Genomic DNA, 23,371 nt, shown 5'->3' with positions numbered 1-23,371 from the left:
GGTATAACGTTTTAAGGCAAGAGCCGATCCGGCAACAGGCGCATCAGCTGCGTATCGAACCAGGCCGCGAAGGCTGGCGAAGGCGCTGCGTCAACCGCCAGGTACCACCAGTCGGGCGCGGCGAAGGCACGGCATTTGACCGCGTCCTTTTCCGTCATGACCACTGGCAATGACGGTTCGAAATCGAAGGCCTGGGCACTGTATTCGGCATGATCGGCAAACCCGTGCGGTACAGGCCGCCAGTGTAGCGTTTCGAGGGTATTGAAGAAACGCTGGGGGTTGCCGATACCGGCCACGGCATGCAGGGCCTGGCCGGGAGGAAAATGGTCGAGGGGGCGCCGTTCGCCACTGGCCAGGTTGATCAGCGCGGTGGGCCGCAACTCGAACGCGAAGCCGTCCTCGCGATCAGCGCTGGCGCCGTTGAACAGCACGGCGTCGACCGAGCGCAGGCGCTCCACCGGCTCGCGCAACGGACCGGCCGGCAGGCAACGGCGGTTGCCCAGGCCACGGACGCTGTCGATCAATACCAGTTCGAGGTCACGGGCCAGGCGGTAATGCTGCATACCATCGTCGGACAGGATCAGGTCCAGTGGCTCGGCGCCCAGCAGTGCCCGGACAGCGCGGCTGCGATCAGGATCGATCATCAACGGCACGCCGCTGCGCTGGACGATGAGCAGCGGTTCGTCGCCCGCGACGTCGGCGCCCTGCTCGGCCTCGACTCGCCATGGCAATTGCGGCGGCCTGGCGCCGTAACCCCGGCTGACCACGCCGACCCGCAGGCCACTGCGCTGGCAATGCTCGATCATCCAGAGGATCAACGGCGTCTTGCCGGTGCCGCCGACGGTAATGTTGCCCACCACAATCAGCGGCACCGGCGGCTGGTAGATCTCGCCCTCGCCCGCCAGGAAGCGCTCGCGCTTGCCGGTCACTACGCGTCGGTACAGCCATTCAAGCGGGCGCAGCAGCACCAGGGCGGGATGCCCCTTGTACCACGCGGCAAGCAATCGATCGGACATGGCCATCAAGGTGCCGGCGCCGCCTCGATCGTGGTCATGCGCAGGTGGCTGAAGCCGAGCTTGCCAGCCGCGTCCATGGCGGTGATGACCGATTGGTGAGGCGTCTTGCCGTCGGCGCTGATGGCAAGCGGCAGGTTGGTATCACCGCCGGACTCCCTCTGCAGGGCCTCGATCAGGCTCGCCAGGTCGCTCTTGGGCAGCAACTGGTTGTTCACCGAGAACGCGCCCTCGGCGCTGATGGTGACTTCCAGGTTTTTCAACTGCTGGTCCTCGGCCGGCGAACCACTCACCGCTTGCGGCAGCTCAACCTTCAACTGGGTTTCCCGGGTGAAGGTGGTGGTCACGACGAAAAACAGCAGCAGGATGAACACCACGTCGATCAGCGACGCCAGGTTGATCTCGATATTTTCCCGTGGTTTGCGGCGGAATTTCACTTCTTGCCCCCGGCCAGGTCCACGTCACGGTCGCCCTGCACCACCTCGACCAGCTTGATGGCTTCCTGCTCCATGCCCACCACCAGCTCGTCGACGCGGCGCTGCAGGAAGCGATGGAAGAACACGGCCGGGATACCGACCATCAGGCCCGCGGCGGTAGTGATCAGTGCCTTGGAAATACCGCCCGCCAGCACGGCGGCATTGGTGGTCATGCCGGAACCGGTGAACGCGCTGAAAATGTCGATCATGCCGAGGACCGTGCCCAACAGGCCCAGCAATGGCGACATGGCCGCGATGGTCCCAAGGGCATTGATGTAGCGCTCCAGGTCATGAATGACGCGCGCGGCGGCCTCCTCGATGCACTCCTTCATGATCTCGCGACCATGCTTGGAATTCGCCAGGCCTGCCGCGAGGATCTCCCCCAGCGGCGAGCTGGCTCGCAGCTCCTTGAGCTTGTCCTTGTTCAGCTGCTTGTCCTTGATCCAGACCCAGACCTGCCCGAGCAGATGCTCCGGGGTCACGCGGCTGGCCCGCAGGGTCCACAGGCGTTCGGCAACGATACCCAGTGCCGCGATGGAACTCAGAATGATCGGCAACATCATCCAGCCGCCGGATTTGACCAATTCCCACACAGTGACAGCCCCCTCGAAAAAGTGCGCCACTTTATCATACAGACTCGCTGTGCAGGCCCGCCCTGCCGACAACACGGCAAGAACGCTGCGCCAGATCAATGCTCCGACGCTGGCCCGGCAGGCGGCGGATCACGCCAGTAACGGCGAATGCCCGCCTGGCCAAGCGCAGGTGTAAAGGCGCCGAGTTGCAGACGAATGGCACCTTGTTCGGCACTGTCGTAGATAACCATGCCCAAGCGTCGATAACGCTCCATCACCCACGGATGGGGATGGCCGAACGCATTGTTGCGCCCCCGGGAAATCAATACCGAATGGGGCTCGAGGCGCGCCAGCAGCGCCATCGACGATGAGCTGCGGCTGCCATGGTGCGGCGCTGCCAGCCACTGGGTCGGCATCGCCAAGGGACTGTCGAGCAAGGCCCGTTCGGCATGGGTATCGATATCGCCGGTCAGCAGCAACCGCTCGCCACCGGCCTCGACCAGCAAGACACAGGATTTCTGGTTGCTCTCGACAGCCGATGCCCAGCGCCACAGTTCGAACCTCACCCCGTCCCATTCCCAGCGTTCGCCGCTATCGCACGCCCCTGCCTGCAGATCGACGGGCAGCGCCTCGGGATCGCCGCTGACCACCCGACGGGTCGGCAATCCGTTGCGTACGGCTTGTGCACCGCCGGCGTGATCGGCATCGGCGTGACTGAGCAGCAGCATGTCCAAGGTACGCACACCGAGCCTGTGCAAGGTCGGCACCACCACGCGCTCGCCCGCATCGGCGTCGCCAAAACGCGGCCCCGCGTCATAAAGCAAGACGTGCCGCTGGGTACGCACGAGGATCGCCAGCCCCTGGCCGACGTCCAGTTGCCAGATTTCGGCTTGCCCGTGGGGTACTTCTTCCCGTGGGGGAAAAACCATCAGCATCAGCATCGGCCAACCCAGGATCCGCAGCGGTACGCCCTGGGGCAGCAACAGCAGCGCAGTGCCGAGCGCCGCCACGCACCAGGCCCACAGCGGCACCGCGGGAGGCACCCAGGCTGGCATCTGCCCGGCTGCCAGCGCGAGCGCCTTGAACAGCAGATCGAGCAAGCCGCCGGCAATCCAGAGGAGGCTCTCGCCTATGTAAGGTATCGGTAGCAACGCGGTGCCAAGCAAGGCCGAAGGCAACACCAGCAGACTGACCCAGGGCACCGCCAGCAGATTGGCCAACGGACCGCTGAGGCTGACCGGCAGCCCGAGGATCAAGAGTAGCGGGCATAGCCCGAGAGCAATCAGCCACTGGGCGCGGGTCCAGGTCTGCCACCAACGCCAGGGGCCCAGGCGACCGCCGAAGGTAAACATCAGAACGGCCACCGCGGCGAACGACAACCAGAACCCCGGCCGCAGGCTCGCCAGCGGATTGAGCAGCAGTACTGCCAGGAGCGCCAACAGCCAGGCTTTCCAAGGATCGGCCTGGCGAAAGCGCAAGCGCCACAGCAGCACCAGTCCGATCATCACACAGGCCCGCCGCACCGGCACTTCGAAACCGGCGAGCAGGCCGTAACCCAGCGCCGCGGTGAACGCCAGCACGCACGCCCAAGGCAGCCATGGCAACCACGCCGGCCAGACACCATGACGCGCCGCGCCGGCGACCAGCAGGTATACGAGGCCGGCGAACAGACCGATGTGCTGCCCGGAAATGACCAGCAGATGGATCGTGCCGGTGTCTTGCAGCACCTGCCAATCTTCGCGACTCAACCCGGAGCCATCGCCAAGGACCAATGCCATCAGCGCCCCGGAACGCCCTTGGGCATCGACTTTCGCCAATGCCTGGCGCACCCCGTCGCGCCAGGCACCCTGGGCCGGTTGCAGGCGTCGCCCTTGCTTGACGCTGCCGGTCGCGCCAATGCCGCGGCTCAACAGCCACGCCTCATAGTCGAAGCCATGGGGATTGAGCAGCCCCGCGGGTCGCTTGAGCTTTACCGCCAGGCGCCATTTCTCACCGCTGCTGACCGGCGGCCCGCCATACCAGGCCAGGCGCATCGAGGTTGGCAAGCGCGTGCGCCTTGACTGGATATCGGCCAATTCGAAACGCACCGCTCCATCGCCGTGTTGCGGCAAACCGACGACCCGCCCTTCGACCCAGCGCGTCTCGCCGTCAAGTGCGGAGGGCAACCGTCCGTCCAGTGCATGGTGTGCGGCGAGGCTCGCCCAGACCAGCCCGAAGAGGAAGCAACCCGCCGGGTACAGGCGAAACGGCAGTACCATCAACGCCAGCGTCGCCATGGCTGCGATCAGCCATGGCGACGGCAGTACCGGTAGAAAAACCGGGGCCAGCAGCCCCAGTGCAAGCGCGACCATTGCCGTGCGCATAAGCCCATCCTTGAGAGTCCCTCTCCAGGCTTAGCCGGTGCGGGGCACCGTGGGCGTTAACAATTGTCACAAAGTCTGAATCTCCCGGTTGTAGAATCCGGACATACTTGCGGCCTTACTGCTTTGACCCGACCGAGAAGCCTTATGCCCCGGCGATTATTCAAACGTTACATGCCTGACCCCGCGAGCATTCGGGAACATAAATCCTTACGCTTTCTCGGCACCCTGCTGCACGATCCCAACCTCTGGCACCTCAATCGTCATTCGGTGGCGCGGGCGATGGCCGTTGGCCTGTTCGCCGCTTTTCTGCCGATACCGCTGCAAATGCTCCTGGCCGCCGCGCTGGCCGTCACGGTTCGCGGCAACATCCCGATCGCGGTAAGCCTGGTCTGGTTGACCAACCCCATCACCATGCCCGCGGTATTCTTCTGCACCTATCAGACCGGCGCCTGGCTGATGGACGTTCCAGCCCGGACGCTGCCGGACGAATTGACCTGGGAGTGGATCACCAACCAGCTGTCAACATTGTGGCAGCCATTTTTGCTGGGGTCGGTGGTCACTGGGTTGGTGCTTGGAGTCTTGGCTTATTTCGTCACCATGGCGTATTGGCGATGGTGGGTTGCCAGGCAGTGGCGGCGGCGCAAGCGCAGTCGGATGAGAGAAAAGCTGGACTGACCGCGTTTCCCCCCAGACACGACATTCGGGGGTAAGCCGAAGTCCTTGTGGGAGCGAGCCTGCTCGCGAAGAGGCCATCACATCCAACATCTGCATCGGATGACGCTCAGCCTTCGCGAGCAGGCTCGCTCCCACAGGTACGACACTTCAGACACGGACAGTGTCAGGTACGCATCCCTCGCCCACTCACCAGCAACCGCGCACAGCCCACATAAAGCACCACGGTCGCCACCAGCATGAAGGTAATTGCAATACTGATGCGAATGTCCGAAACGCCAAGAATCCCGTATCGGAAAGCATTGACCATATGCAGCACCGGGTTGGCCAGCGATACGGTCTGCCAGAACGGTGGCAGCAGGGAAATCGAGTAGAACACCCCGCCCAGATACGTCAGCGGCGTGAGCACGAACGTCGGGATGATGGAGATGTCATCGAAGTTTCTCGCGAACACCGCGTTGATGAAGCCCAGCAGCGAAAAGATCGTCGCCGTCAGGACCACCACCAGGATCGTCACCCCCAGGTGATGCACCTGCAGATCGGTGAAGAACAGCGACAGCAGCGTCACGATCAGGCCGACCGCCAGCCCGCGCAGCACGCCGCCCAGGGTGAAGCCGATCAGGATCGTATGGGGTGAAACCGGCGAAACCATCAGCTCTTCAATGGAGCGCTGGAACTTGCTGCCGAAGAAACTCGATACCACGTTGCCGTAGGAGTTGGTGATCACCGACATCATGATCAGCCCCGGCACAATGTAGTCCATGTACGTGAAACCGCCCATGTCGCCGATCTGCCGGCCGATCAGGTTACCGAAAATCACGAAGTACAGGACCATGGTGATCGCCGGGGGCAGCAAGGTCTGCGGCCAGATCCGCATGAAGCGCCGGACTTCACGATAAACAATGGTATTGAGGGCGATGAGGTTGGGGCGCAGTTCCGAACTCATACTCATACCGCCACCTTCGCCAGGTTTTTTTCCACCAGGGACACGAACAACTCCTCAAGGCGATTGGTCTTGTTGCGCAGGCTCAGCACTTCGATGTTTTGCACGGCCAGCTGGGTGAACAGCCCGGTGATACCAGCGGACTTGTCGACCTGGACCTCCAGGGTATGGCCGTCGAGCAGGCGAGCCGGATAACCCACCAGCTGCGGCGCGGCGCTCAGGTCATGCTTGAGATCCAGCAGGAAGGTTTCCACATGCAGCTGACTCAGCAACTGCCGCATGCTGGTGTTCTCGACGATGGTGCCGTGGTCGATGATGCCGATGTTGCGGCACAGCTGCTCGGCCTCTTCCAGGTAGTGCGTGGTGAGGATGATGGTGATGCCTTTCTGGTTCAGCTCGGTGAGGAAGGTCCACATCGAACGACGCAGCTCGATGTCCACGCCGGCGGTGGGTTCGTCGAGAATCAGCAGGCGCGGTTCATGCACCAGCGCGCGGGCAATCATCAGGCGTCGCTTCATGCCGCCGGACAACGAACGGGACGGCACATCGCGCTTGTCCCACAAGCCGAGCTGGGTCAGATACTGCTCGGCGCGCTCGTTGGCGATCTTCGGCGGGATGCCGTAGTAGCCGGCCTGGGTCACGACGATGTCGAAGGTCTTTTCGAACTGGTTGAAGTTGAATTCCTGGGGCACCACGCCAATGCAGCGCTTGAGCGCGGCGGGCTCGCGGTCCAGGTCATGGCCGAAGACGTTCACCGTCCCGCCGGATTTGTTCACCAGCGTGGAAAGAATGCCGATGGTGGTGGATTTGCCGGCACCGTTGGGGCCCAGCAAGGCAAAAAAATCACCTTCGGCGACATCGAGATCGATACCACTCAGGGCCTGGAAACCGTTGCCGTAGGTTTTGGTTAGCTGCCGTATGGACAGAGCGGAACTCATATCGGATTACGCACCAAGAAGGGGAGGAAGAAGAATAGATAAGGGCCGGCGGCGAGCAATACAACCACGGCGCATGAAGGCAATGGTGCGTGGCGTCGCCGCACAAGTACAGTGAAGTGTGTCGATAGTAAGTATTAAGTCAACGCGGTCATGACGGCCTTGCGATAAGCCGGACGCTGCTGGAGCCGCGCATACCAGGCCTCCAGCCGAGGCAATGCGGCGCGCTCGATGGGCATCTCGAACCAGGCATAAATGAAACTGCCCAAGGGAATGTCGCCCATTCCGATTTCCTCACCGCAGAGGTAAGGCTGTTCGCCGAGGGCTTGCTCCACCATTGCCAGCAACTGGTCGCACTCCTTGATTGCCGCATTGATGGCCGGCCAGTCCTGCTGCTCGGCCGGGGTGCGCAGCACGCCCCAGAACACCGTGCGAAACGGAGCGGCAAAGCTGGACGTGGTCCAGTCCATCCATTTTTCAGCGCTGGCCCGGGCCTGTATGTCATCGGGATACCAGGCCGAGCCTGAGGCATGGCGAGCCGCCAGGTAACGCACGATGGTATTGGATTCCCAGAGCACGAAGCCGTCGTCTTCTATCATCGGAACCCGGCCGTTGGGATTTTTCGCGCGGTACCCGGGCGTATCCACCACGCCAAACGCGCCGCCCGCGTCGATGGCCTCGTAGGCCAGCCCCAGCTCTTCGGCACACCACAGCGCCTTGCGCACGTTCGACGAATTCTTCCGACCCCAGATCTTCAGCATCACGGCTTCCTCAATGGATAAATGCCGCAGCAGCATACGCCGGATCAACCGCGACTCAAATCACCCTGCATGTCGCTGAGCAACAACGGCGTTTCAGCCAAACAATGGCGTTTTCTCACCTGACCAACGAACGATTTCCTACCGGTGTTGCCAACCAGACTGGCGCAATGCATCCAAGGTTTCCCACGAAATCAATCACATCGCGCCGACCGCCGGTTTTACAGAGGACGTCTAAGCTCTGAGGGTCGGTCTTGCCCTGGTTCACGGAGGATTATTTATGCTGTTGTTGTGGATACTGGTTCTGGTCGTCGGGATAGCCTGGCTGGCACACCGCCGCACCGCCCCGCTGCCAGCGCTGGGCATCGTTGCGGTCTACCTGTTGGCGATGGGGATCTTCAGCCATGCGCCCGGGTGGCTGCTGCTTGTCCTATGGCCGGTACTCGCCGCCGTTGCAGCCCCGCTGTTGCTACCTGACCTGCGCCGCAGATATTTCAGCGCGCCGATGTTCGACTGGTTCCAGAAAACCTTGCCACCGATGTCCGAGACCGAGCGCGATGCCATTGATGCCGGCACGGTGTGGTGGGACGGGGAATTATTCAGCGGCCGGCCGGACTGGGACATGCTGCTGGCCTACCCAAAAGTGAAACTGACTGACGAAGAGCAGGCATTTCTTGACGGCCCAACCGAAGAACTCTGCGCGATGGTCAGCGACTGGCAGATCGGCCAGGCCATGGACCTGCCGCCCGAAGCCTGGGCCCATATCAAGGAACATGGTTTCTTCGCCCTGATCATTCCGAAGGAATACGGCGGCAAGGGATTTTCCGCCTATGCCCACTCCCAGGTGGCGATGAAACTGGCGACCCGCAGTGGCGACCTGGCGTCAACCGTGATGGTCCCCAACTCCCTCGGCCCGGCGGAACTGCTGCTGCACTACGGCACCGATGAACAACGCAACCATTATCTGCCGCGACTGGCCCGGGGTGACGATATTCCCTGCTTCGCCCTGACCGGGCCGCTGGCTGGCTCCGATGCGGGGGCGATGCCCGACACCGGGATCATTTGCAAAGGCGAATGGCAAGGCCAGGAAACCATCGGCCTGCGCTTGAACTGGGAAAAACGCTACATCACCCTCGGCCCCGTCGCCACCCTCCTCGGCCTGGCCTTCAAAGCCTATGATCCCGACCACCTGCTGGGTGAAGAAGAGGACCTGGGGATCAGCCTGGCGCTGATCCCCACGGATACGCCCGGTGTCAATATCGGTCGCCGTCACCTGCCTCTTGGCGCCGCCTTCATGAACGGACCGAACTGGGGCAAGGACGTGTTCATCCCGCTGGACTGCCTCATCGGCGGCCAGGCCATGCTCGGCAAGGGCTGGATGATGCTGATGAATTGCCTGTCGGTCGGACGCTCGATTTCCCTGCCGGCGGTAGGGACCGGCGCGGCGAAGTTCACCAGCCTGGTCACCGGCCAGTACGCCCAGGTAAGGGAGCAATTCAACGTGCCGTTGTCCGCCTTCGAGGGCATTCAGGAAGCCATGGCACGGATCGGCGGCAATGCCTGGCTGATGGACGCGGCACGCATGCTGACCGCCAACGCGGTGGACCTCGGCGAAAAGCCTTCGGTACTGTCGGCCATCCTCAAGTACCACCTGACCGAGCGCGGCCGCGAGTGCATCAGCCACGCCATGGACGTGCACGGCGGCAAGGGCATCATCATGGGGCCGAACAACTACCTGGGCCGCAGCTGGCAAGGCGCGCCGATCTTCATCACGGTCGAAGGCGCGAATATCCTCTCGCGCAACCTGATGATCTTCGGCCAGGGGGCGATTCGCTGCCATCCGTTCGTATTGAAGGAAATGGCCCTGGCAACTCGAGAAGACAAAGACCAGGCATTGGTCGAATTCGACGGGTTGCTGCTCAAGCACATCGGTTTTGCCATCGGCAACGCCGCCAGCACCCTGGTCCTGAACCTCGGCCTGGGGCACTTCGACAACGTGCCGGGCAATGCCCTGAGCCAAGGGTATTTCCGTGCTCTCAACCGGCAGGCGGCGGCATTCGCCTTGCTGGCGGACCTGAGCATGATGCTGCTGGGTGGCGAACTCAAACGTCGCGAACGCCTGTCGGCCCGCCTGGGCGATGTATTGAGCAACCTTTACCTGGCCTCGGCGGCGCTCAAGCGCTATCACGACCTTGATTCGCCAGACCATATGGCGCCGCTGTTTCGCTGGGCCATGGAGGAAAGCCTGGGTCAATCGGAGCGGGCACTGGACGAACTGCTGGTCAACTTCCCGAATCGGCTGCTGGGCGGCCTCTTGCGAGTGGTGGTGTTTCCTTTCGGCCGCCGTCACAAGGGACCGAGCGACAGGCTGGACGCCGAGGTGGCTGCCGTTATCGGCCGCGCCAAGGGCGATCCGACTCTGGAAGAGCTGCTCCAAGGCTGTTATCGCCCGCAGTCGGAAGAGGATCCGGTGGGCGCGCTGCAACATGCCGCTGACCTGCTGGCCGCCGCCCAGCCGCTTCACAAAAAGCTCCATGGAGCGTTCAAGCAGGGCCAACTCAACCCTGCGCCCGGCGAACATATCATCGATGCGGCCCTGGAGGCGGGTATCCTGCAAGCCGGTGAGGCGCAGACCCTGCGCGCAGCCGAAGCGGCACGCCGCAAGGTCATCGATGTCGATGATTTCGACAAGGAGGAACTGACCCTCGCCGAGGCCAAGGTGCGGTGATGCTGGCAGCGATCTGATCGATAGCATGTAAAAGCGGGCGCAGGGGCTTTATACTCCTGCGCCCGTTTTGCTCTTGAGGACTTATCTCGTGTCCAACGTCGTTGCCGATCACCTCGTCTTGCTTGACCACTTGCGCAGCATCCTGGTCGCCGTGGGTGAGGCCGAACAGGTTCCCGAAGAAAGCCATGCGCTGTTCCTGGAGCGCTTTGACGAATTGCGCGCGCAACTGCCAGTCGACCCGATCGAAAGCCAGTACCTGGGTCAGGACCTGCTGTGCCAGGTGATCGTGCGTTATCCACAGATCGCCCACCTGGTACCTCGAGACCTGCTGTGGTATTTCGGCGGCGATTGCCTGCACTACATGCCCGACGAAGAGATCGCCCTGTACCAGGCCCTCGAGGAACGTCGTTTCGAAGCCGAGCAAAACGACGAGCCGTTCGACTGGAACCAGGAAAAACAATTGCTGGCCATGTCGGATCAGGACAGCAAGCACTGATTGCAAACAGCACGACAAAGACCCGCATGGCTTAAAAACTCTGCGGGTCTTTTTTTGCTCTTTAATCGAGCCAGGTTTGGCAGTGCGCGCGTGATACTTAGCCTTGAAGTTGAGACAGACTTTTCCTGCGCGCATAAAAAAACGCCGCTCGATGAGCGGCGTTTTTTTGAATTTGGAGCGGGAAACGAGACTCGAACTCGCGACCCCGACCTTGGCAAGGTCGTGCTCTACCAACTGAGCTATTCCCGCAAATGGCGTCCCCTAGGGGACTCGAACCCCTGTTACCGCCGTGAAAGGGCGGTGTCCTAGGCCACTAGACGAAGGGGACACGCTAACTGGAACACATGGTGTGTATCCCAGTGCCCAAATCCGCATCCGAAGATGTCGGCTCTGGTTTCACTCAGCCCTGCCCGAAAGCAACGCTGTTTAAAATTGGAGCGGGAAACGAGACTCGAACTCGCGACCCCGACCTTGGCAAGGTCGTGCTCTACCAACTGAGCTATTCCCGCATTGGCGTCCCCTAGGGGACTCGAACCCCTGTTACCGCCGTGAAAGGGCGGTGTCCTAGGCCACTAGACGAAGGGGACACACGTACAACATTCACTGCTTATCGCGTTTGGCTGAGTGCTTTACGCTGTAAGTGGCGCGCATTCTATGGATGGATTGGAGGGTCGTCAACCCCCGAATATAAATTTATTTAAATCAATGACTTCGCCCGGTTTGAGGAGGATTCGCGGATTTTCCCCGTCCGCTCTCTGGCGCCTATATTCTGTCGCACGCCAAGGGGTTATAGTCGCGCCCGACAAATAGTGGCAATGTGCATCTACTCCGCTACGCGCCGCGTGAACAGTACGTCGCCCGTCTAATCGCGTCGCTCGGGCCTATGCGCTTAAAAGCCAAGCCACTACACTCATGACATGCGAACGCTAATAAAGAGGTCTTACCGGTGACACCACTCATGATCACCCTGCTCGTCGTAGCCGGGATCGCACTGTTGATCGCCATTGGCTACATGAACCATGTGGTGGAAAACAACAAGCTGGAGAAGGCCCGCACCAAAGTCGAACTCAACGACCGCTTGCGGCGTTGCGGCGAGCTCACGGAAACCTTCCCCGGCCAGTTGATGACCCCGGCCCTGAAATTGCTGATGACGCGCCTGGAGATGAATGTCTGCCAGCGCTTGCTCAATCTTGAAAAGTCCAACGCTGCGGTCAAGGCTCGCCTGGATGAACTCTCCGCATTGGCTGCTCAGGGTGAGTCGATTCCGGTAAGCAACCCGCCGGCACCGATACAAACCGAGGCCAAGGCCAAGGATGTGCGGTTTCTGCTCGAAGCGTTGCACGGCCAGATCACCCGCGCCGCGCAGGATGGCTTCCTGCCGCCCAACGAGGCCAAGCGCTGGATCCGTGAAGTGCGGCACCTGCTGGTGCTGCTGCACATCGAGTTCTTCAACAATCTCGGTCAGCAAGCCTTGCAACAGGAGCAACCGGGGCAGGCCCGCCTGGCCTTCGAGCGGGGCGTGCAATACCTGCGCAAACAGCAGGAGCCGCAGGTCTATGCCGAACAGTTGGCCTATCTGGAGAAGCTTCTGGCCCGCGCCAACGCCCAGGTCCTTGCCAGCACCCAGCCGGTCGAGGGCGAGGTTAACCAGTTGACTGAAGGGTTGAAGGAAGACGAAGCGAACGACGAGTGGAAAAAGAAGAAAGTCTACGATTGAGTTCGGACTGATAGCCCGCCCGTTTCTTGTGCAAACACATTTCTCTGTGGGTGGGAGCGAGCCTGCTCGCGAAGAGGCCAGCACATCCAGCATCTCAGTGCCTGACACGCCGCCTTCGCGAGCAGGCTCGCTCCCACAGGGTCTGGTGTCGCACATGATGCAGCGCATACCAAAGATCCAATGTAGGAGCGAGCCTGCTCGCGAAGGCGATCAGTGCAGCCCCACACTCACAACCTGAAATGCCCCACCATCCCCTTCAACTCGCTCCCCAGCTGTGCCAGCTCAATGCTTGAAGCGGCATTGCCCTGCATGGCCATGGACGATTGATCGGCGCTGGCACGGATACTGGTAACACTGCGGTTGATCTCTTCAGCCACCGAACTCTGTTGCTCGGCTGCCGCCGCGATCTGTTGGTTCATCTGCTGGATCAACGACACCGCCGCCGCGATGCTGCCCAGTGCGCTTTCAGTCTGCAGCGCATCGCTGACGGCCATTTTGACCAATTCGCCGCTGCTCTGGATCTGTTGTACGGAGGCCTGTGCGGCCGAGCGCAGGGCGCTGACCAATCGCTCGATTTCCTCGGTGGACTGTTGCGTACGCTTGGCCAGGGCTCGCACCTCATCGGCCACCACGGCAAAACCCCTGCCCTGCTCGCCAGCCCTGGCCGCCTCGATAGCGGCGTTGAGCGCCAGCAGGTTGGTTTGTTCGGCGACGCTCTTGATCACGCTCAGCACCGTGCCGATGTTCTGTATCTCGGCGCTAAGGCTTTCGATGCTGGTGCTGGCCGACGTGGCCGAATCAGCCAGTTGTTCGATACGCACCATGCTCTGGCGCACCACCCGCTGGCCGCTTTCAACCTTGTCGTCGGCGGTCTGGGCTGCTTGCGCGGCCTCTTCGGCGTTGCGCGCCACGTCATGCACGGTGGCGGTCATCTGGTTCATGGCCGTGGCCACCTGCTCGGTTTCCTCCTTCTGGCTGCTGACTTCAAGGTTGGTCTGCTCGGTCACGGACGATAGCGACTGTGCCGAGCTGGCCAATTGCTCGATGCCGGCCTGCAAGCCGCTGACGATGCTGCTCAAGCCGGCCGCCATCTGCTGCATGGCCAGCATCAACTGGCCGATCTCATCCCGACGTGTCACATCGACCTTGGCACTCAAGTCACCTGAAGCAATCTGTTGGGCGACGCGAATGACACTGCGCAGCGGCGTAACGATCAGCCGGGTGATGAGCCAGGCAGCGATCAATCCCACCAGCAGGGCCAGGGCCGACGAACCGACGATCATCAGCGAATTTTTCTTCAGCTCCGCCTGCATTGCACTGTCTTCGGCGTTGTAGGCCTGGTCGACCCGCGCCACAACCTGATCGGCACGCTCATGCAATTGCTGGTAGACGGTTTTCTCCTTGGCCAGCAAACCGGTGTATTCGGCCAACTGCTGATTAAATCCGCCGATGTGCCCGGCCACTTCGTTGAGTACGGTCTGGTAACCTGGATCCTTGACCGCGCCCTTGAGTACTTCGGCCAGTTTCATGGCCTGCTCGGCCTGTTCGATGTTGCCTTGCCCAGCGTTCTCCTCGCTGCCTTTACGGCTCTGGTCCAAGCGAACCCGCGCTTCGTTCATGGCCTGCAGCATCAGCCGCGAGACCTCGCTGACCTGGTTGGCCTGCTCGATGAATTCCGCACCGTCCTTGCCTTCGGACTCTTTCAAGGTATAGGCGCCGTCATCGGCCAGACCCGCCTGCAACACATCCAGGTTGTTGGCGACACTGGAAACCGACCAACTGGCCATTTCCAGGGCCAGGTCCTTGCTCTGGCTCAGATCCACAAACTCATCGAACGCCTTGCGATACGCCGCCAGAGCCTGCTCCACTTCATTCATCACCGGTACATTGGCAGCCGATTGCGCCTTGAGCTCATTCGCCAGGGCAACCAATGCATCGACACCCTGGCGCAAGGCATCGGCCGTCTTGGGGTCGGAGCGCGAGGCGTATTCCTGCTCAAGCAACCGGACCTTGAGCAACCCGCTGTTGAGGGACGACATCTGTTTCAAACCATCGAAACGCTGACTGATGGTTTGCAGGGACCAGACACCGATGGCCGCCACCAACGCGGTGAGCAGCAACACCAGGAAAAACCCGATGCCCAGTTTTTTCGCCATACCGAGGTTGGCAAAACGTCCTTGCACGGCCGTAATCATTGCGCCCAGTCCTCTGCCAGTGTGTGTTGCTTGCAGATTCGCAACGAGACACCTCGCAACACAAGATGCCTGCGTCGGAATAATGGCAAAAAGCTACAGCCGCGTCGTTTTCAGGACACTTGAGGTCGATCCAGAGCCGTGGCATGGAAAAACGCCAGCGCCTTGGGGTCTCGGGCATGAGCCACGTTGATCCGCAACCAGTCAGTGTCGGTGCCTGAAGGACTGAACGCCGTACGCGAGGACAGCTGGATGCCGCAGTACCTGGCCAGACGCTGCAACCTGGCATAGTCGCAAACGGGCGGACGCGCCCAGATGAACAGCCCTCCCGCCGGCTTGCCAAACACTTCCCAGTCGGTCTCGTCGAGCAACTCCAACGTTACAGCCATATCGGCATTCAACCGCTGTCGCTGGCGCTGGACCAGTTTTCGGTAGGCACCGTTGGCCAACAGATTGGTCAACACCGCTTCACAGAATCGCGACCCGCCCATGCTGGTTATTCCCTTGACCTCGCTCAGGCGCGCGATAACGCAGGACCTGGCTGCCACGAAGCCGACTCGCAAAGAACTGCTGAGGGTTTTCGAGAAACTGCCGAGGTAGATCACATCGGCATCCAGAGCGGCCAGTCGGACTCGCGTCGAACCCTGGAAGTCGGCATAGACATCGTCCTCGATGACCAGCATGGCGTGCTCTTTCGCCAGCTCCAGCAACCGCTGGGCCACGGCCAGGGACAGGTTGCTGCCGGTCGGGTTGTGGCAGGCACTGTTGATAAACAGGGCACTGGGGCGATGCATCGCCAACAGACATTCGAGCGCAGCGATGTCCGGGCCGTGGGGAGTCCTCGGCAGTTCGACCATGTCGATCTTGTGCAGCCGGAGCAGGTCGAACAGTTTCGAATAACCCGGGCTTTCCACCACGACGCAGCTCCCTGGTTGCAGAAGTGTCCGCACGATCAGGTCCAGCCCGTGGCTTGCCCCCGTCGTGGTCAGGACCAGGTTTTCATCAGCGTTGATATCAAACTGTTTCAGGCGCCTGGACAATTGCTCCCGCAGTGCCAGCAGCCCCATCGGCGTGCTGTAGTTGAACAGCCCCGCCATGTCGGTTCGAGAGACCTGACGGATCGCATAACCAAGGTCATCGCTTTCACGCCAACTCTCCGGCAACCCGCCGCCACCCAACTCCAGTGGCCCTGGCAAACCGTCCCCCAATCCCGCCTGCTGGTCAGAAATGCCCGGCGGCCAAAACTGATCGACAGGCTCATGCCATGCCAAGGGGCCTGAGGCAACCAGAAAACTTGAGCCGTGACGAGATGCCAGCAACCCCTGGGCCACCAGCCGCTGGCAAGCCTCGTGGACACTCGCCTGGCTTAGCAGGTTTTCCCGCGCCAACTGTCGGATGGACGGCAGTCGGGCTCCTGGCGGTACCACACCCTGGCGGATCCGGCTGGCCAGCGCGTCGACAATTTGCTGCACGACAGGCACCAGGGCCTGCCGGTCGATTCTCAACTCCATGAGTAACCAAGCTCCTAAGCGTATGTGTTTGCGTTCACAAACAGTTAAGCACAGGGCCGGATCGGACGATGTAAGCCAACGGCGTGAAAACGTCTGCTTCTCATTCTTTGAAATACATTGATCGGTCCATCAAGTGAACCTTCCCCAGAAAAAACAAAGCCCGCATCCAGTGCGGGCTTAGTCCTGCGTACAGGGTTGCAACCCTGACGGTCAGAACGCCGTGACCCCGCCGTCCACGGCCAACGAATGCCCGGTGGTGAATGCCGCCCCGTCGCTGCACAGGTACAGCACCGCGCTGGCTATTTCCTCGACCTTGCCAATACGCCCCACAGGATGCATCGCATTGGCGAACTCGCCTTTCTTCGGGTCCGCCTCGTAGGCGCGCCGGAACATATCGGTGTCGATGACCGCCGGGCAGACCGCATTCACGCGAATCTTCTTCTTGGCGTATTCGATGGCGGCCGACTTGGTCAGGCCGATCACCGCATGCTTGGAGGCTGCATAGATGCTCATTTTCGGCGCAGCCCCTAGCCCGGCCACCGAGGCCGTATTGACGATAGCGCCGCCCCCTTGGGCCAGCAGCAACGGCAATTGATACTTCATGCACAGCCAGACGCCTTTGACGTTGACCCCCATGATCGCGTCGAACTCGTCCAGCGTGCCATCGGCCAGCTTGCCCTTCTCGATCTCGATGCCGGCGTTATTGAATGCGTAATCCAGGCGACCGTAGGCACTGATCACCTCGTCCATCAGACGTTGCACATCGCTTTCCACGGTCACGTCACAGCGCACGAACACCGCCTCGCCACCGGCATCGCGAATCAACTGCACGGTGCCCTCGCCGCCGGCCACGTCCAGGTCCGCCGCGACCACTTTCAGGCCTTGCGCCGCGAACGCCTGCGCGGTGGCGCGGCCAATGCCTGCTGCCGCGCCCGTCACCACGGCAACCTGTCCGGAAAACGTCATGCTCATTGTCAATGCCTCGAAGAGTTACGGGAGTCGCTGAATATAGTCATCGCCCGCGCTACTACGGCAGCACTATGCAAATGCCGGTTGGATATTCATGGATGCCAGTGATGACAGCCCCGTCCGCATCATCACCGGGTTGGATCGACGTGCATTCGCTGTGTCGGCAAACCTTGCGGCCAAGTCCCCGAGGGTCTATCAACAAGGCTTCATTCATCTTGAGTGCAAGCCATGACTGCCCAGATCAACCGCCAGTTCCTGCTCGCGAAACGCCCGGTAGGCGCCGCGACCCGCGAGACATTCACTTATCAACAAGTGCCGGTCGGCGAACCGGCAGCCGGTCAGATCCTGGTGAAGAACGAATACCTTTCTCTGGATCCGGCCATGCGTGGCTGGATGAACGAGGGTAAGTCCTATATCCCGCCGGTCGGCATCGGCGAAGTCATGCGGGCCTTGGGCGTAGGCCAGGTTGTCGCGTCGAACAATCCGGGCTTCGCGGTCGGGGACTACGTCAACGGTGCATTGGGCGTGCAGGATTATTTCCTCGGCGAGCCACGAGGTTTCTACAAGGTAGATCCGAACCTGGCGCCGCTGCCGCGTTATTTATCCGCGCTGGGCATGACCGGCATGACCGCCTACTTCGCCCTGCTGGATGTCGGCGCCCCCAAGGCCGGCGAAACCGTAGTGCTCTCGGGAGCCGCTGGTGCGGTAGGCAGCATCGCCGGGCAGATCGCCAAAATCAAAGGTTGTCGCGTGGTCGGCATTGCCGGCGGTGCCGATAAATGCCGGTTTCTCATTGATGAGCTGGGTTTTGACGGCGCCATCGACTACAAGAGCGAAGACGTCCATGCCGGCCTCAAGCGCGAATGCCCCAAAGGCGTGGATGTGTATTTCGACAACGTCGGCGGCGACATCCTCGACGCGGTGCTCAGCCGCCTGAATATGAAGGCCCGCGTGGTGATTTGCGGCGCGATCAGCCAATACAACAACAAGGAAGCGGTGAAAGGACCGGCCAACTATCTGTCGCTATTGGTCAATCGCGCACGCATGGAAGGTTTCGTGGTCATGGACTACGCCGCGCAATTCGCCGCCGCCGGGCAGGAAATGGCCGGCTGGATGGCCAAGGGGCAGCTCAAGAGCAAGGAAGACATTGTCGAAGGTCTGGAGACCTTCCCCGAGACGCTGACCAAGCTGTTCAGCGGGGAGAACTTCGGGAAGTTGGTGTTGAAGGTCTGACGCTCGCGGATCTACCGCAAAACAACTGTGGGAGCGAGCCTGCTCGCGAAGGGGCCGTGTCAGTCAATATCAGCTTGACTGACATACCGCTTTCGCGAGCAGGCTCGCTCCCACAGGTGAGGTGAGCAGAGTTGAACCACAGGTGGCCGTCAGGCCAGTTCGGCCACCACCGCCGCCAAGGCCTTGGCCGGATCGGCGGCCTGGCTGATCGGACGGCCTATCACCAGATAGTCAGAACCGGCATCCAGTGCCTGGCGCGGAGTCAGGATACGGCGCTGGTCGTCCTGGGCGCTGCCCGCTGGACGAATCCCCGGGGTCACCAGTTGCAGTGACGGGTGGGCCGTCTTCAGGGCGCCGGCTTCCAGGGCCGAACAGACCAGACCGTCCATGCCGGCCTTCTGCGCCAGCGCCGCCAGACGCAACACCTGCTCCTGGGGCTCGATGTCCAGGCCGATTCCCGCCAGGTCCTCACGCTCCATGCTGGTCAGCACGGTCACGCCGATCAGCAGCGGTTTCGGACCGCTGCGCTGGTCCAGCACTTCCCGGCACGCCGCCATCATGCGCAGGCCACCGGAGCAGTGCACGTTAACCATCCACACACCCATCTCCGCAGCGGCCTTGACGGCCATGGCGGTGGTGTTGGGGATGTCGTGGAATTTCAGGTCGAGGAAGACCTCGAAGCCCTTGTCCCGCAGGGTGCCGACGATTTCCGCAGCACAACTGGTGAACAGTTCCTTGCCGACTTTGACCCGACAGAGCTTGGGGTCCAACTGGTCGGCCAGCTTCAGGGCGGCGTCACGGGTAGGGAAATCCAGGGCGACGATGATAGGCGTCTGGCAGGCGGACATGAGCGGGCTCTCAGGCAAGTCGAAATCGGCGCGCATTGTAGCGGAACCAGCGCCCGTGCGGGACCCGATGATCGTAAATCGTCATCCAGCCCCGACTTTGATCTTCACCAACTGGCTGATTACCCGCACCGCGCCGCAGGTCAACCTGCAGTCCTAGCGCGCGTGGCTCTTGCTCCAATCCGTCAGCAAGCTGTACGCCACCGCCAACAGCGTCGGACCGATGAACAGGCCGATGAAACCAAAGGCGATCAACCCGCCGAAAACCCCCAGCAGCACGATGACCAGCGGCAGGTTTCCGCCACGGCTGATCAGGTAAGGCTTGAGCACGTTATCCACGCCGCTGATGATGAAGGTGCCCCAGATACCGAGGAACACCGCCATCCCGTATTCGCCCTTCCACGCCAGCCAGGCCGTGGCGGGGATCCAGACCAGCGGCGGGCCCATGGGAATCAGGCTGAGCAGGAAAGTGACAATACCAAGCACCAGTGCTCCCGGCACGCCCGCGATCAGGAAACCGATCAGCGCGAGCACGGCCTGGGCCGCCGCGGTACCGATCACGCCGTTGACCACCCGCTGCACCGTACCGGCCACCAGGTCAACGTAGTACCCGGCCCGGTCACCAATCAACCGCTCCAGCAAGCCTTGGACAAAGGCCGCCAGGCGTGGGCCATCACGGTAGAAAAAGAACACGAACACGATGCTCAACGTCAGTTCGAGAATACCGCCGCCTACTTGCGCGCTGCGGGCCAGCAACCAATTGCCGACCCTTCCGAGGTACGGCTTGATGGACACCATCATCGCCGCGCCCTGTTGATCGATGCTGTCCCAGAGCGTCACCAGCCGCCCGCCTACCAGCGGCACACCAGCCAGCCATTCCGGCGCGGCGGGCAGGCCGTCGACCTGGACATCCCTGATGAACGCCGTGGCATCGCGCACATGATCGGCCAGGTTGAACCCCAGCCACACCAGCGGCACCGCCACGAGTAACATCCAGCCGACCGTCAGCAACGCCGCGGCGAGGGATTCACGCCCGTTGACCCAGCGGGTCAGCAAGCGCATCAGCGGCCAGCTGGCGAAAGCCAGCACGGCGCCCCAGAACAGCGCCGACCAGAATGGCGCCATCACCCAGAGGCTTGCGCCGAACAACACCAGCAGCAGGATCTGCACCAATAGCCGATCGTTATTGAGCATGAAAGGTCTCGAAAAATTAACGGGGCCGGTCAACGGCGTAGGGTGCATCCCTGAAACAGCTTATCGCAACAGTTCAAGGTGCAGACCCTTCGCGTCATCGCTGGACGTCTCCATGCGCGCGGCCCGCACACCCTGGCCAATGAGGGCCTGGCGCCAGACCTCGGCCTGCGGGCCGGCGATACTGACCCGAAGGCCGGTGTCCAGGTTCAGCGCCCGGGAGAGCAAGCGTTGCCAGGCGTCGTCCGGCTCGCCGGCAAGACGCGGCAGATCCAGCACGCCGGTGTCCTTGAGCTGGCGCAGCAACGTCGCAGATGTCGGCAGCAGATCCCCCAGGGGAGCGTTCGCTTCGAACTGTTCGACGTGCAGGTTGGCCTTGCGGTTGCCGCGGGTGATGGCATACAGCGCGATCAGCGTGTTGTCCGCCGGCGGCGCCAGGCGCAACAGCAGATAGGCCTGGCCGCTGTCGGCACCATAGAGCTTGGCATTGCCAAACACCTGGTTGGCCCACAGGCTGCTTTCACCGCAATCACGCGCCTGGCACCAGAAAAGCAGCTCGGCGTCCTGCTTCTGCAATGCTTCGCGAGCAGCGGTAAAAGCCTGGGTGGCGGTGTGCTCCGGCGGTAATTCATAGGTGACCGACGTGACGTTGCCGCGGGCGTCGACCTGCCCATCGAAGCGTAGCTGGCCGCTGATCCTGCGGATCGAGCCCATCGGGTAGATACGCTCAAGGTCGCTGGTTTGCTTGTAATCGACGATTTGCGCGTCGGGCATCCGCGGCACGCGCGCCAGGTCCTGGCTGCCGGACACATCGGCGGCCAGGGCGGCCGGACCGAAAGCGGCCAGCGCCAGCAGGGCGAATGAATACATGGATAGTTTCATCGGATCGACTGTGCCTGGACCCGCGCGACGCGAAGGCGTCTTTTAATGCTGATGCGCAGCAAGGCGAATGTATGGTTTTCTGTCATGGTTGGCTCCCTTTCCACCCGCCAAGCCTCGACAGTTGCCCGGCGCAAGTCAAGAAACGCTGAAGAACCGATTGAAACAGTCTGCTACAAGAGCCGCACCGACCTCATCGTTCAGGTGCAAATGATGACCGCCAGGCAACCGCTCATGACTGAAGGGTAGACGTTCCAGCAACTCCGGATGCTGGGCCAGCATGCCGTCAGCTGCCACCACCAGGTGCGCTGGACAGGCGACTCGGGCCACGAACGCCATGGCCTGTTCATCGGTCAGGCGCAGTGGCGATGGCAAGGTCAGGCGGTTGTCGGTGCGCCAGGTATAGCCGCCCGACACTGGCATCAGGCCGCGCTGGGCGAGCAACTCGGCAGCCTCGCGACTGACCGCCACCAGCCCTTTCATGCGCGCTTCGATGGCTCGGTCGAGGGTTGTGTAGACCGGCTTGCGCTTTTCCTGCAAATCCAGCTGCGCCTGCAGGGCCATGCCCATCCGCTCCGCCGCATTGTCGCCCTTGGCTGTAGGCGGAATCACCCCGTCGATCAGGCCCAGGTGCGTGATCCGCTCCGGCAGAGAGCCGGCCAGCACCAGCGAAACGATGGCGCCCATGGAGTGCCCCAACAACGCGAAACGTTTCAAGCCCAATTGCTCGGCCACTTGCAGCACATCATGGGCGTAGTCCCACAGGGCGTAACCGGCCCCGGGCGGGCGGTGTCCGGAATGACCGTGGCCGGCCATGTCCAGGGCAATCACCCGCACACCCTCCAGCCGTGGGGCAAGCCGGGCGAAGCTGTTGGCGTTGTCCAGCCAGCCATGCAGCGCGATCACCGGCCGGCCATCCTCCGGTCCGAACAGGTGGGCGGCGAGTTCGATATGGGGCAAGCTCAGGCGAACCTCTTCGACGGCGTTCATGCGTCAGGCCCTTGCCAGCGCTGGAGCAGGTCCTTGAGCAGGTTGGCCGTGTCCTGGGGATATTCGAGGGGAAACATGTGGCCACCGGGCATGGTCAGGGATTCACCCTGCGGCATGCGCCCCACCACACGCGTGTGATGACGCATCACCACGCGACTCTGCCGGCCCCGTACTACCGCCAGCGGAACCTGGAGTGTTCCAGCCCTCGCGGGGCGGGTATGGGGCACGCCACGGTAGATGCTGATCTCCGTGGCCGGGTCGAAGCGCAGCCGCAACCGGTCACCGACGGGTTGCAAGCCATGTTGCAGATAAGCTTCAAAGCATTCCGGGTCGAAACCGCGAAACAGCGTTTTGCCGGCAAAATAGGCCCGCGCCGAAGCCAGGTCGCTGAATTCCTCGCGTCGTCCCAGGGTCCGCCCGGCCGGGGTCAGGCGATCAATGAACCCCATGCGCTTGGCGGCCAGGATCAGCCATCGGTCGGCGCGGGTCAGCACCGGGGAATCGAGCATGACCACGCCGCGATACAACCGAGGGCAACGCAACGCCGCGTGCAAGTGCAACACACCGCCCAGGGAATGCCCGACGCCCCACACCGGTTCCGGTTGCTGCTCCAGGTGATGAATCAGCTCGTCCACCAGGTTGTTCCAGTTGTCGTCCACCGGAAACCGTGGGTCGTGACCGTGCAGTTCGAGGTGCGCGACCTCATATTGCGGCGCCAGCGCGGCGAACAGCTTGCCGTAGGTAGCCGAGGGGAAACCATTGGCGTGGGCGAAAAACACCTGTTGCGACATGTTGGCCGATCCGTTGCGAGAACTGCCACCGATTGTCCGCAGAACCCGATAGCCCGGCAATGACCGTAACTGACAGGAATGATGACAGTCGGGGTTG

Annotated in this window: 20 protein-coding genes, 4 tRNA genes and 1 pseudogene; 5 read left to right on the top strand and 20 right to left on the bottom strand. The window is 61.9% G+C overall.

The annotated features are described in order from the left end of the window. Positions 1–11: 11 nt before the first annotated feature. The 4 genes from lpxK to J3P97_RS07860 all read right to left on the bottom strand — a co-directional run bounded on the left by lpxK (position 12) and on the right by J3P97_RS07860 (position 4,424). On the bottom strand, positions 12–1,022 hold the full coding sequence (gene lpxK, locus J3P97_RS07875; RefSeq protein ID WP_434673855.1) for a tetraacyldisaccharide 4'-kinase: 1,011 nt from the start codon (positions 1,020–1,022) through the stop codon (positions 12–14). After that, a complete protein-coding gene (locus tag J3P97_RS07870; RefSeq protein WP_434569368.1) occupies positions 1,022–1,450 on the bottom strand; it encodes an ExbD/TolR family protein in 429 nt (142 codons plus the stop codon). The genes lpxK and J3P97_RS07870 overlap by 1 nt, the downstream gene beginning before the upstream one ends. Then, on the bottom strand, positions 1,447–2,082 hold the full coding sequence (locus J3P97_RS07865) for a MotA/TolQ/ExbB proton channel family protein (protein ID WP_305496069.1): 636 nt from the start codon (positions 2,080–2,082) through the stop codon (positions 1,447–1,449). The genes J3P97_RS07870 and J3P97_RS07865 overlap by 4 nt, the downstream gene beginning before the upstream one ends. 95 nt (positions 2,083–2,177) lie before the next feature. Next, positions 2,178–4,424: a DNA internalization-related competence protein ComEC/Rec2 gene (locus J3P97_RS07860; RefSeq protein ID WP_434673854.1), complete on the bottom strand. Its 2,247-nt coding sequence runs from the start codon at positions 4,422–4,424 to the stop codon at positions 2,178–2,180. Positions 4,425–4,568: 144 nt separating this feature from the next. On the opposite strand from J3P97_RS07860, the gene J3P97_RS07855 reads away from it, so the two are divergent. Next, positions 4,569–5,099 (top strand): DUF2062 domain-containing protein, encoded by a 531-nt coding sequence (locus J3P97_RS07855; protein ID WP_434569369.1) that lies wholly within the window; start codon positions 4,569–4,571, stop codon positions 5,097–5,099. Positions 5,100–5,262: 163 nt separating this feature from the next. Here the strand turns inward: J3P97_RS07855 and J3P97_RS07850 are convergent, their stop codons facing one another. From J3P97_RS07850 to J3P97_RS07840, 3 genes are all read right to left on the bottom strand, one after another. Further along, on the bottom strand, positions 5,263–6,042 hold the full coding sequence (locus J3P97_RS07850) for an ABC transporter permease (RefSeq protein ID WP_181289921.1): 780 nt from the start codon (positions 6,040–6,042) through the stop codon (positions 5,263–5,265). A 2-nt stretch (positions 6,043–6,044) separates the two neighbouring features. Next, positions 6,045–6,977, bottom strand: a complete 933-nt coding sequence (locus tag J3P97_RS07845; protein WP_305496072.1) for an ABC transporter ATP-binding protein — start codon at positions 6,975–6,977, stop codon at positions 6,045–6,047. Between the two features lie 134 nt (positions 6,978–7,111). Then, entirely contained in the window at positions 7,112–7,735 is a 624-nt protein-coding gene (locus tag J3P97_RS07840) for a glutathione S-transferase family protein (RefSeq protein ID WP_434673853.1), read from the bottom strand. Positions 7,736–8,012: 277 nt separating this feature from the next. Here J3P97_RS07840 and J3P97_RS07835 point away from each other — a divergent pair, with 277 nt between their 5' ends. Together J3P97_RS07835 and J3P97_RS07830 are read left to right on the top strand one after the other, a co-directional pair. Further along, positions 8,013–10,460, top strand: coding sequence for an acyl-CoA dehydrogenase (locus J3P97_RS07835; RefSeq protein ID WP_434673852.1), 2,448 nt, complete (start codon positions 8,013–8,015; stop codon positions 10,458–10,460). An 88-nt stretch (positions 10,461–10,548) separates the two neighbouring features. Next, positions 10,549–10,956 carry a PA2817 family protein gene (locus J3P97_RS07830; RefSeq protein ID WP_305496075.1) on the top strand — a complete coding sequence of 136 codons (408 nt, stop codon included), beginning with the start codon at positions 10,549–10,551 and terminating at the stop codon, positions 10,954–10,956. 173 nt (positions 10,957–11,129) lie between these two features. Here J3P97_RS07830 and J3P97_RS07825 read toward each other — a convergent pair. The 4 genes from J3P97_RS07825 to J3P97_RS07810 all read right to left on the bottom strand — a co-directional run bounded on the left by J3P97_RS07825 (position 11,130) and on the right by J3P97_RS07810 (position 11,543). After that, positions 11,130–11,205: transfer RNA gene (locus tag J3P97_RS07825), tRNA-Gly, on the bottom strand. 3 nt (positions 11,206–11,208) lie between these two features. Continuing rightward, positions 11,209–11,284: transfer RNA gene (locus tag J3P97_RS07820), tRNA-Glu, on the bottom strand. A 105-nt stretch (positions 11,285–11,389) separates the two neighbouring features. Beyond that, positions 11,390–11,465: transfer RNA gene (locus tag J3P97_RS07815), tRNA-Gly, on the bottom strand. 2 nt (positions 11,466–11,467) lie between these two features. Further along, positions 11,468–11,543: transfer RNA gene (locus J3P97_RS07810), tRNA-Glu, on the bottom strand. A 371-nt stretch (positions 11,544–11,914) separates the two neighbouring features. Between J3P97_RS07810 and J3P97_RS07805 the strand changes: the two genes are divergently transcribed. Next, positions 11,915–12,673 (top strand): hypothetical protein, encoded by a 759-nt coding sequence (locus J3P97_RS07805; RefSeq protein ID WP_305496076.1) that lies wholly within the window; start codon positions 11,915–11,917, stop codon positions 12,671–12,673. Positions 12,674–12,900: 227 nt separating this feature from the next. Here J3P97_RS07805 and J3P97_RS07800 read toward each other — a convergent pair whose 3' ends face one another. The 4 genes and pseudogenes from J3P97_RS07800 to J3P97_RS07785 form a co-directional block, all read right to left on the bottom strand. Next, positions 12,901–13,605, bottom strand: coding sequence for a methyl-accepting chemotaxis protein (locus J3P97_RS07800; protein WP_434674518.1), 705 nt, complete (start codon positions 13,603–13,605; stop codon positions 12,901–12,903). Positions 13,606–13,809: 204 nt separating this feature from the next. Beyond that, positions 13,810–13,956, bottom strand: a pseudogene (locus J3P97_RS07795) (HAMP domain-containing protein); the annotation flags it as partial. A 1,022-nt stretch (positions 13,957–14,978) separates the two neighbouring features. Further along, on the bottom strand, positions 14,979–16,376 hold the full coding sequence (locus J3P97_RS07790; RefSeq protein ID WP_434673851.1) for a PLP-dependent aminotransferase family protein: 1,398 nt from the start codon (positions 16,374–16,376) through the stop codon (positions 14,979–14,981). 210 nt (positions 16,377–16,586) lie between these two features. Continuing rightward, complete coding sequence (locus J3P97_RS07785; RefSeq protein ID WP_434603215.1) at positions 16,587–17,348, bottom strand: SDR family oxidoreductase; 762 nt, start codon at positions 17,346–17,348, stop codon at positions 16,587–16,589. Positions 17,349–17,573: 225 nt separating this feature from the next. On the opposite strand from J3P97_RS07785, the gene J3P97_RS07780 reads away from it, so the two are divergent. Beyond that, on the top strand, positions 17,574–18,578 hold the full coding sequence (locus J3P97_RS07780; RefSeq protein ID WP_434603213.1) for an NADP-dependent oxidoreductase: 1,005 nt from the start codon (positions 17,574–17,576) through the stop codon (positions 18,576–18,578). A gap of 149 nt (positions 18,579–18,727) precedes the next feature. Here J3P97_RS07780 and pyrF read toward each other — a convergent pair whose 3' ends face one another. The 5 genes from pyrF to J3P97_RS07755 form a co-directional block, all read right to left on the bottom strand. Continuing rightward, positions 18,728–19,426: an orotidine-5'-phosphate decarboxylase gene (pyrF, locus tag J3P97_RS07775; protein ID WP_434569389.1), complete on the bottom strand. Its 699-nt coding sequence runs from the start codon at positions 19,424–19,426 to the stop codon at positions 18,728–18,730. A gap of 153 nt (positions 19,427–19,579) precedes the next feature. Beyond that, positions 19,580–20,617, bottom strand: a complete 1,038-nt coding sequence (locus J3P97_RS07770; protein WP_434603211.1) for an AI-2E family transporter — start codon at positions 20,615–20,617, stop codon at positions 19,580–19,582. A 60-nt stretch (positions 20,618–20,677) separates the two neighbouring features. Continuing rightward, a complete protein-coding gene (locus J3P97_RS07765) occupies positions 20,678–21,484 on the bottom strand; it encodes a DUF4892 domain-containing protein (RefSeq protein ID WP_434673850.1) in 807 nt (268 codons plus the stop codon). A 147-nt stretch (positions 21,485–21,631) separates the two neighbouring features. Then, a complete protein-coding gene (locus J3P97_RS07760; protein ID WP_434569391.1) occupies positions 21,632–22,483 on the bottom strand; it encodes an alpha/beta hydrolase in 852 nt (283 codons plus the stop codon). Further along, positions 22,480–23,274 (bottom strand): alpha/beta fold hydrolase, encoded by a 795-nt coding sequence (locus J3P97_RS07755; protein ID WP_434569392.1) that lies wholly within the window; start codon positions 23,272–23,274, stop codon positions 22,480–22,482. The genes J3P97_RS07760 and J3P97_RS07755 overlap by 4 nt, the downstream gene beginning before the upstream one ends. Positions 23,275–23,371 lie beyond the last annotated feature (97 nt).

This window comes from Pseudomonas sp. R1-15, from assembly GCF_051132085.1.
Lineage (GTDB): Bacteria > Pseudomonadota > Gammaproteobacteria > Pseudomonadales > Pseudomonadaceae > Aquipseudomonas.
Note: the sequence above shows the minus strand (reverse complement) of the source record. Positions and strands in the feature narration are given on the sequence as shown.

Bases quoted from the DNA above. Each gene is read 5' to 3' on its own strand.
- pyrF (WP_434569389.1), bottom strand. From the start codon at position 19,426: ATGTCCGCCTGCCAGACGCCTATCATCGTCGCCCTGGATTTCCCTACC.
- J3P97_RS07805 (WP_305496076.1), top strand. From the start codon at position 11,915: ATGATCACCCTGCTCGTCGTAGCCGGGATCGCACTGTTGATCGCCATT.
- J3P97_RS07855 (WP_434569369.1), top strand. From the start codon at position 4,569: ATGCCCCGGCGATTATTCAAACGTTACATGCCTGACCCCGCGAGCATT.
- J3P97_RS07755 (WP_434569392.1), bottom strand. From the start codon at position 23,274: ATGTCGCAACAGGTGTTTTTCGCCCACGCCAATGGTTTCCCCTCGGCT.
- J3P97_RS07780 (WP_434603213.1), top strand. From the start codon at position 17,574: ATGACTGCCCAGATCAACCGCCAGTTCCTGCTCGCGAAACGCCCGGTA.
- J3P97_RS07850 (WP_181289921.1), bottom strand. From the start codon at position 6,042: ATGAGTTCGGAACTGCGCCCCAACCTCATCGCCCTCAATACCATTGTT.
- J3P97_RS07840 (WP_434673853.1), bottom strand. From the start codon at position 7,735: ATGCTGAAGATCTGGGGTCGGAAGAATTCGTCGAACGTGCGCAAGGCG.
- J3P97_RS07760 (WP_434569391.1), bottom strand. From the start codon at position 22,483: ATGAACGCCGTCGAAGAGGTTCGCCTGAGCTTGCCCCATATCGAACTC.
- J3P97_RS07765 (WP_434673850.1), bottom strand. From the start codon at position 21,484: ATGTATTCATTCGCCCTGCTGGCGCTGGCCGCTTTCGGTCCGGCCGCC.
- J3P97_RS07860 (WP_434673854.1), bottom strand. From the start codon at position 4,424: ATGCGCACGGCAATGGTCGCGCTTGCACTGGGGCTGCTGGCCCCGGTT.
- lpxK (WP_434673855.1), bottom strand. From the start codon at position 1,022: ATGGCCATGTCCGATCGATTGCTTGCCGCGTGGTACAAGGGGCATCCC.
- J3P97_RS07835 (WP_434673852.1), top strand. From the start codon at position 8,013: ATGCTGTTGTTGTGGATACTGGTTCTGGTCGTCGGGATAGCCTGGCTG.
- J3P97_RS07770 (WP_434603211.1), bottom strand. From the start codon at position 20,617: ATGCTCAATAACGATCGGCTATTGGTGCAGATCCTGCTGCTGGTGTTG.
- J3P97_RS07845 (WP_305496072.1), bottom strand. From the start codon at position 6,977: ATGAGTTCCGCTCTGTCCATACGGCAGCTAACCAAAACCTACGGCAAC.
- J3P97_RS07790 (WP_434673851.1), bottom strand. From the start codon at position 16,376: ATGGAGTTGAGAATCGACCGGCAGGCCCTGGTGCCTGTCGTGCAGCAA.
- J3P97_RS07785 (WP_434603215.1), bottom strand. From the start codon at position 17,348: ATGAGCATGACGTTTTCCGGACAGGTTGCCGTGGTGACGGGCGCGGCA.
- J3P97_RS07800 (WP_434674518.1), bottom strand. From the start codon at position 13,605: ATGACCGCCACCGTGCATGACGTGGCGCGCAACGCCGAAGAGGCCGCG.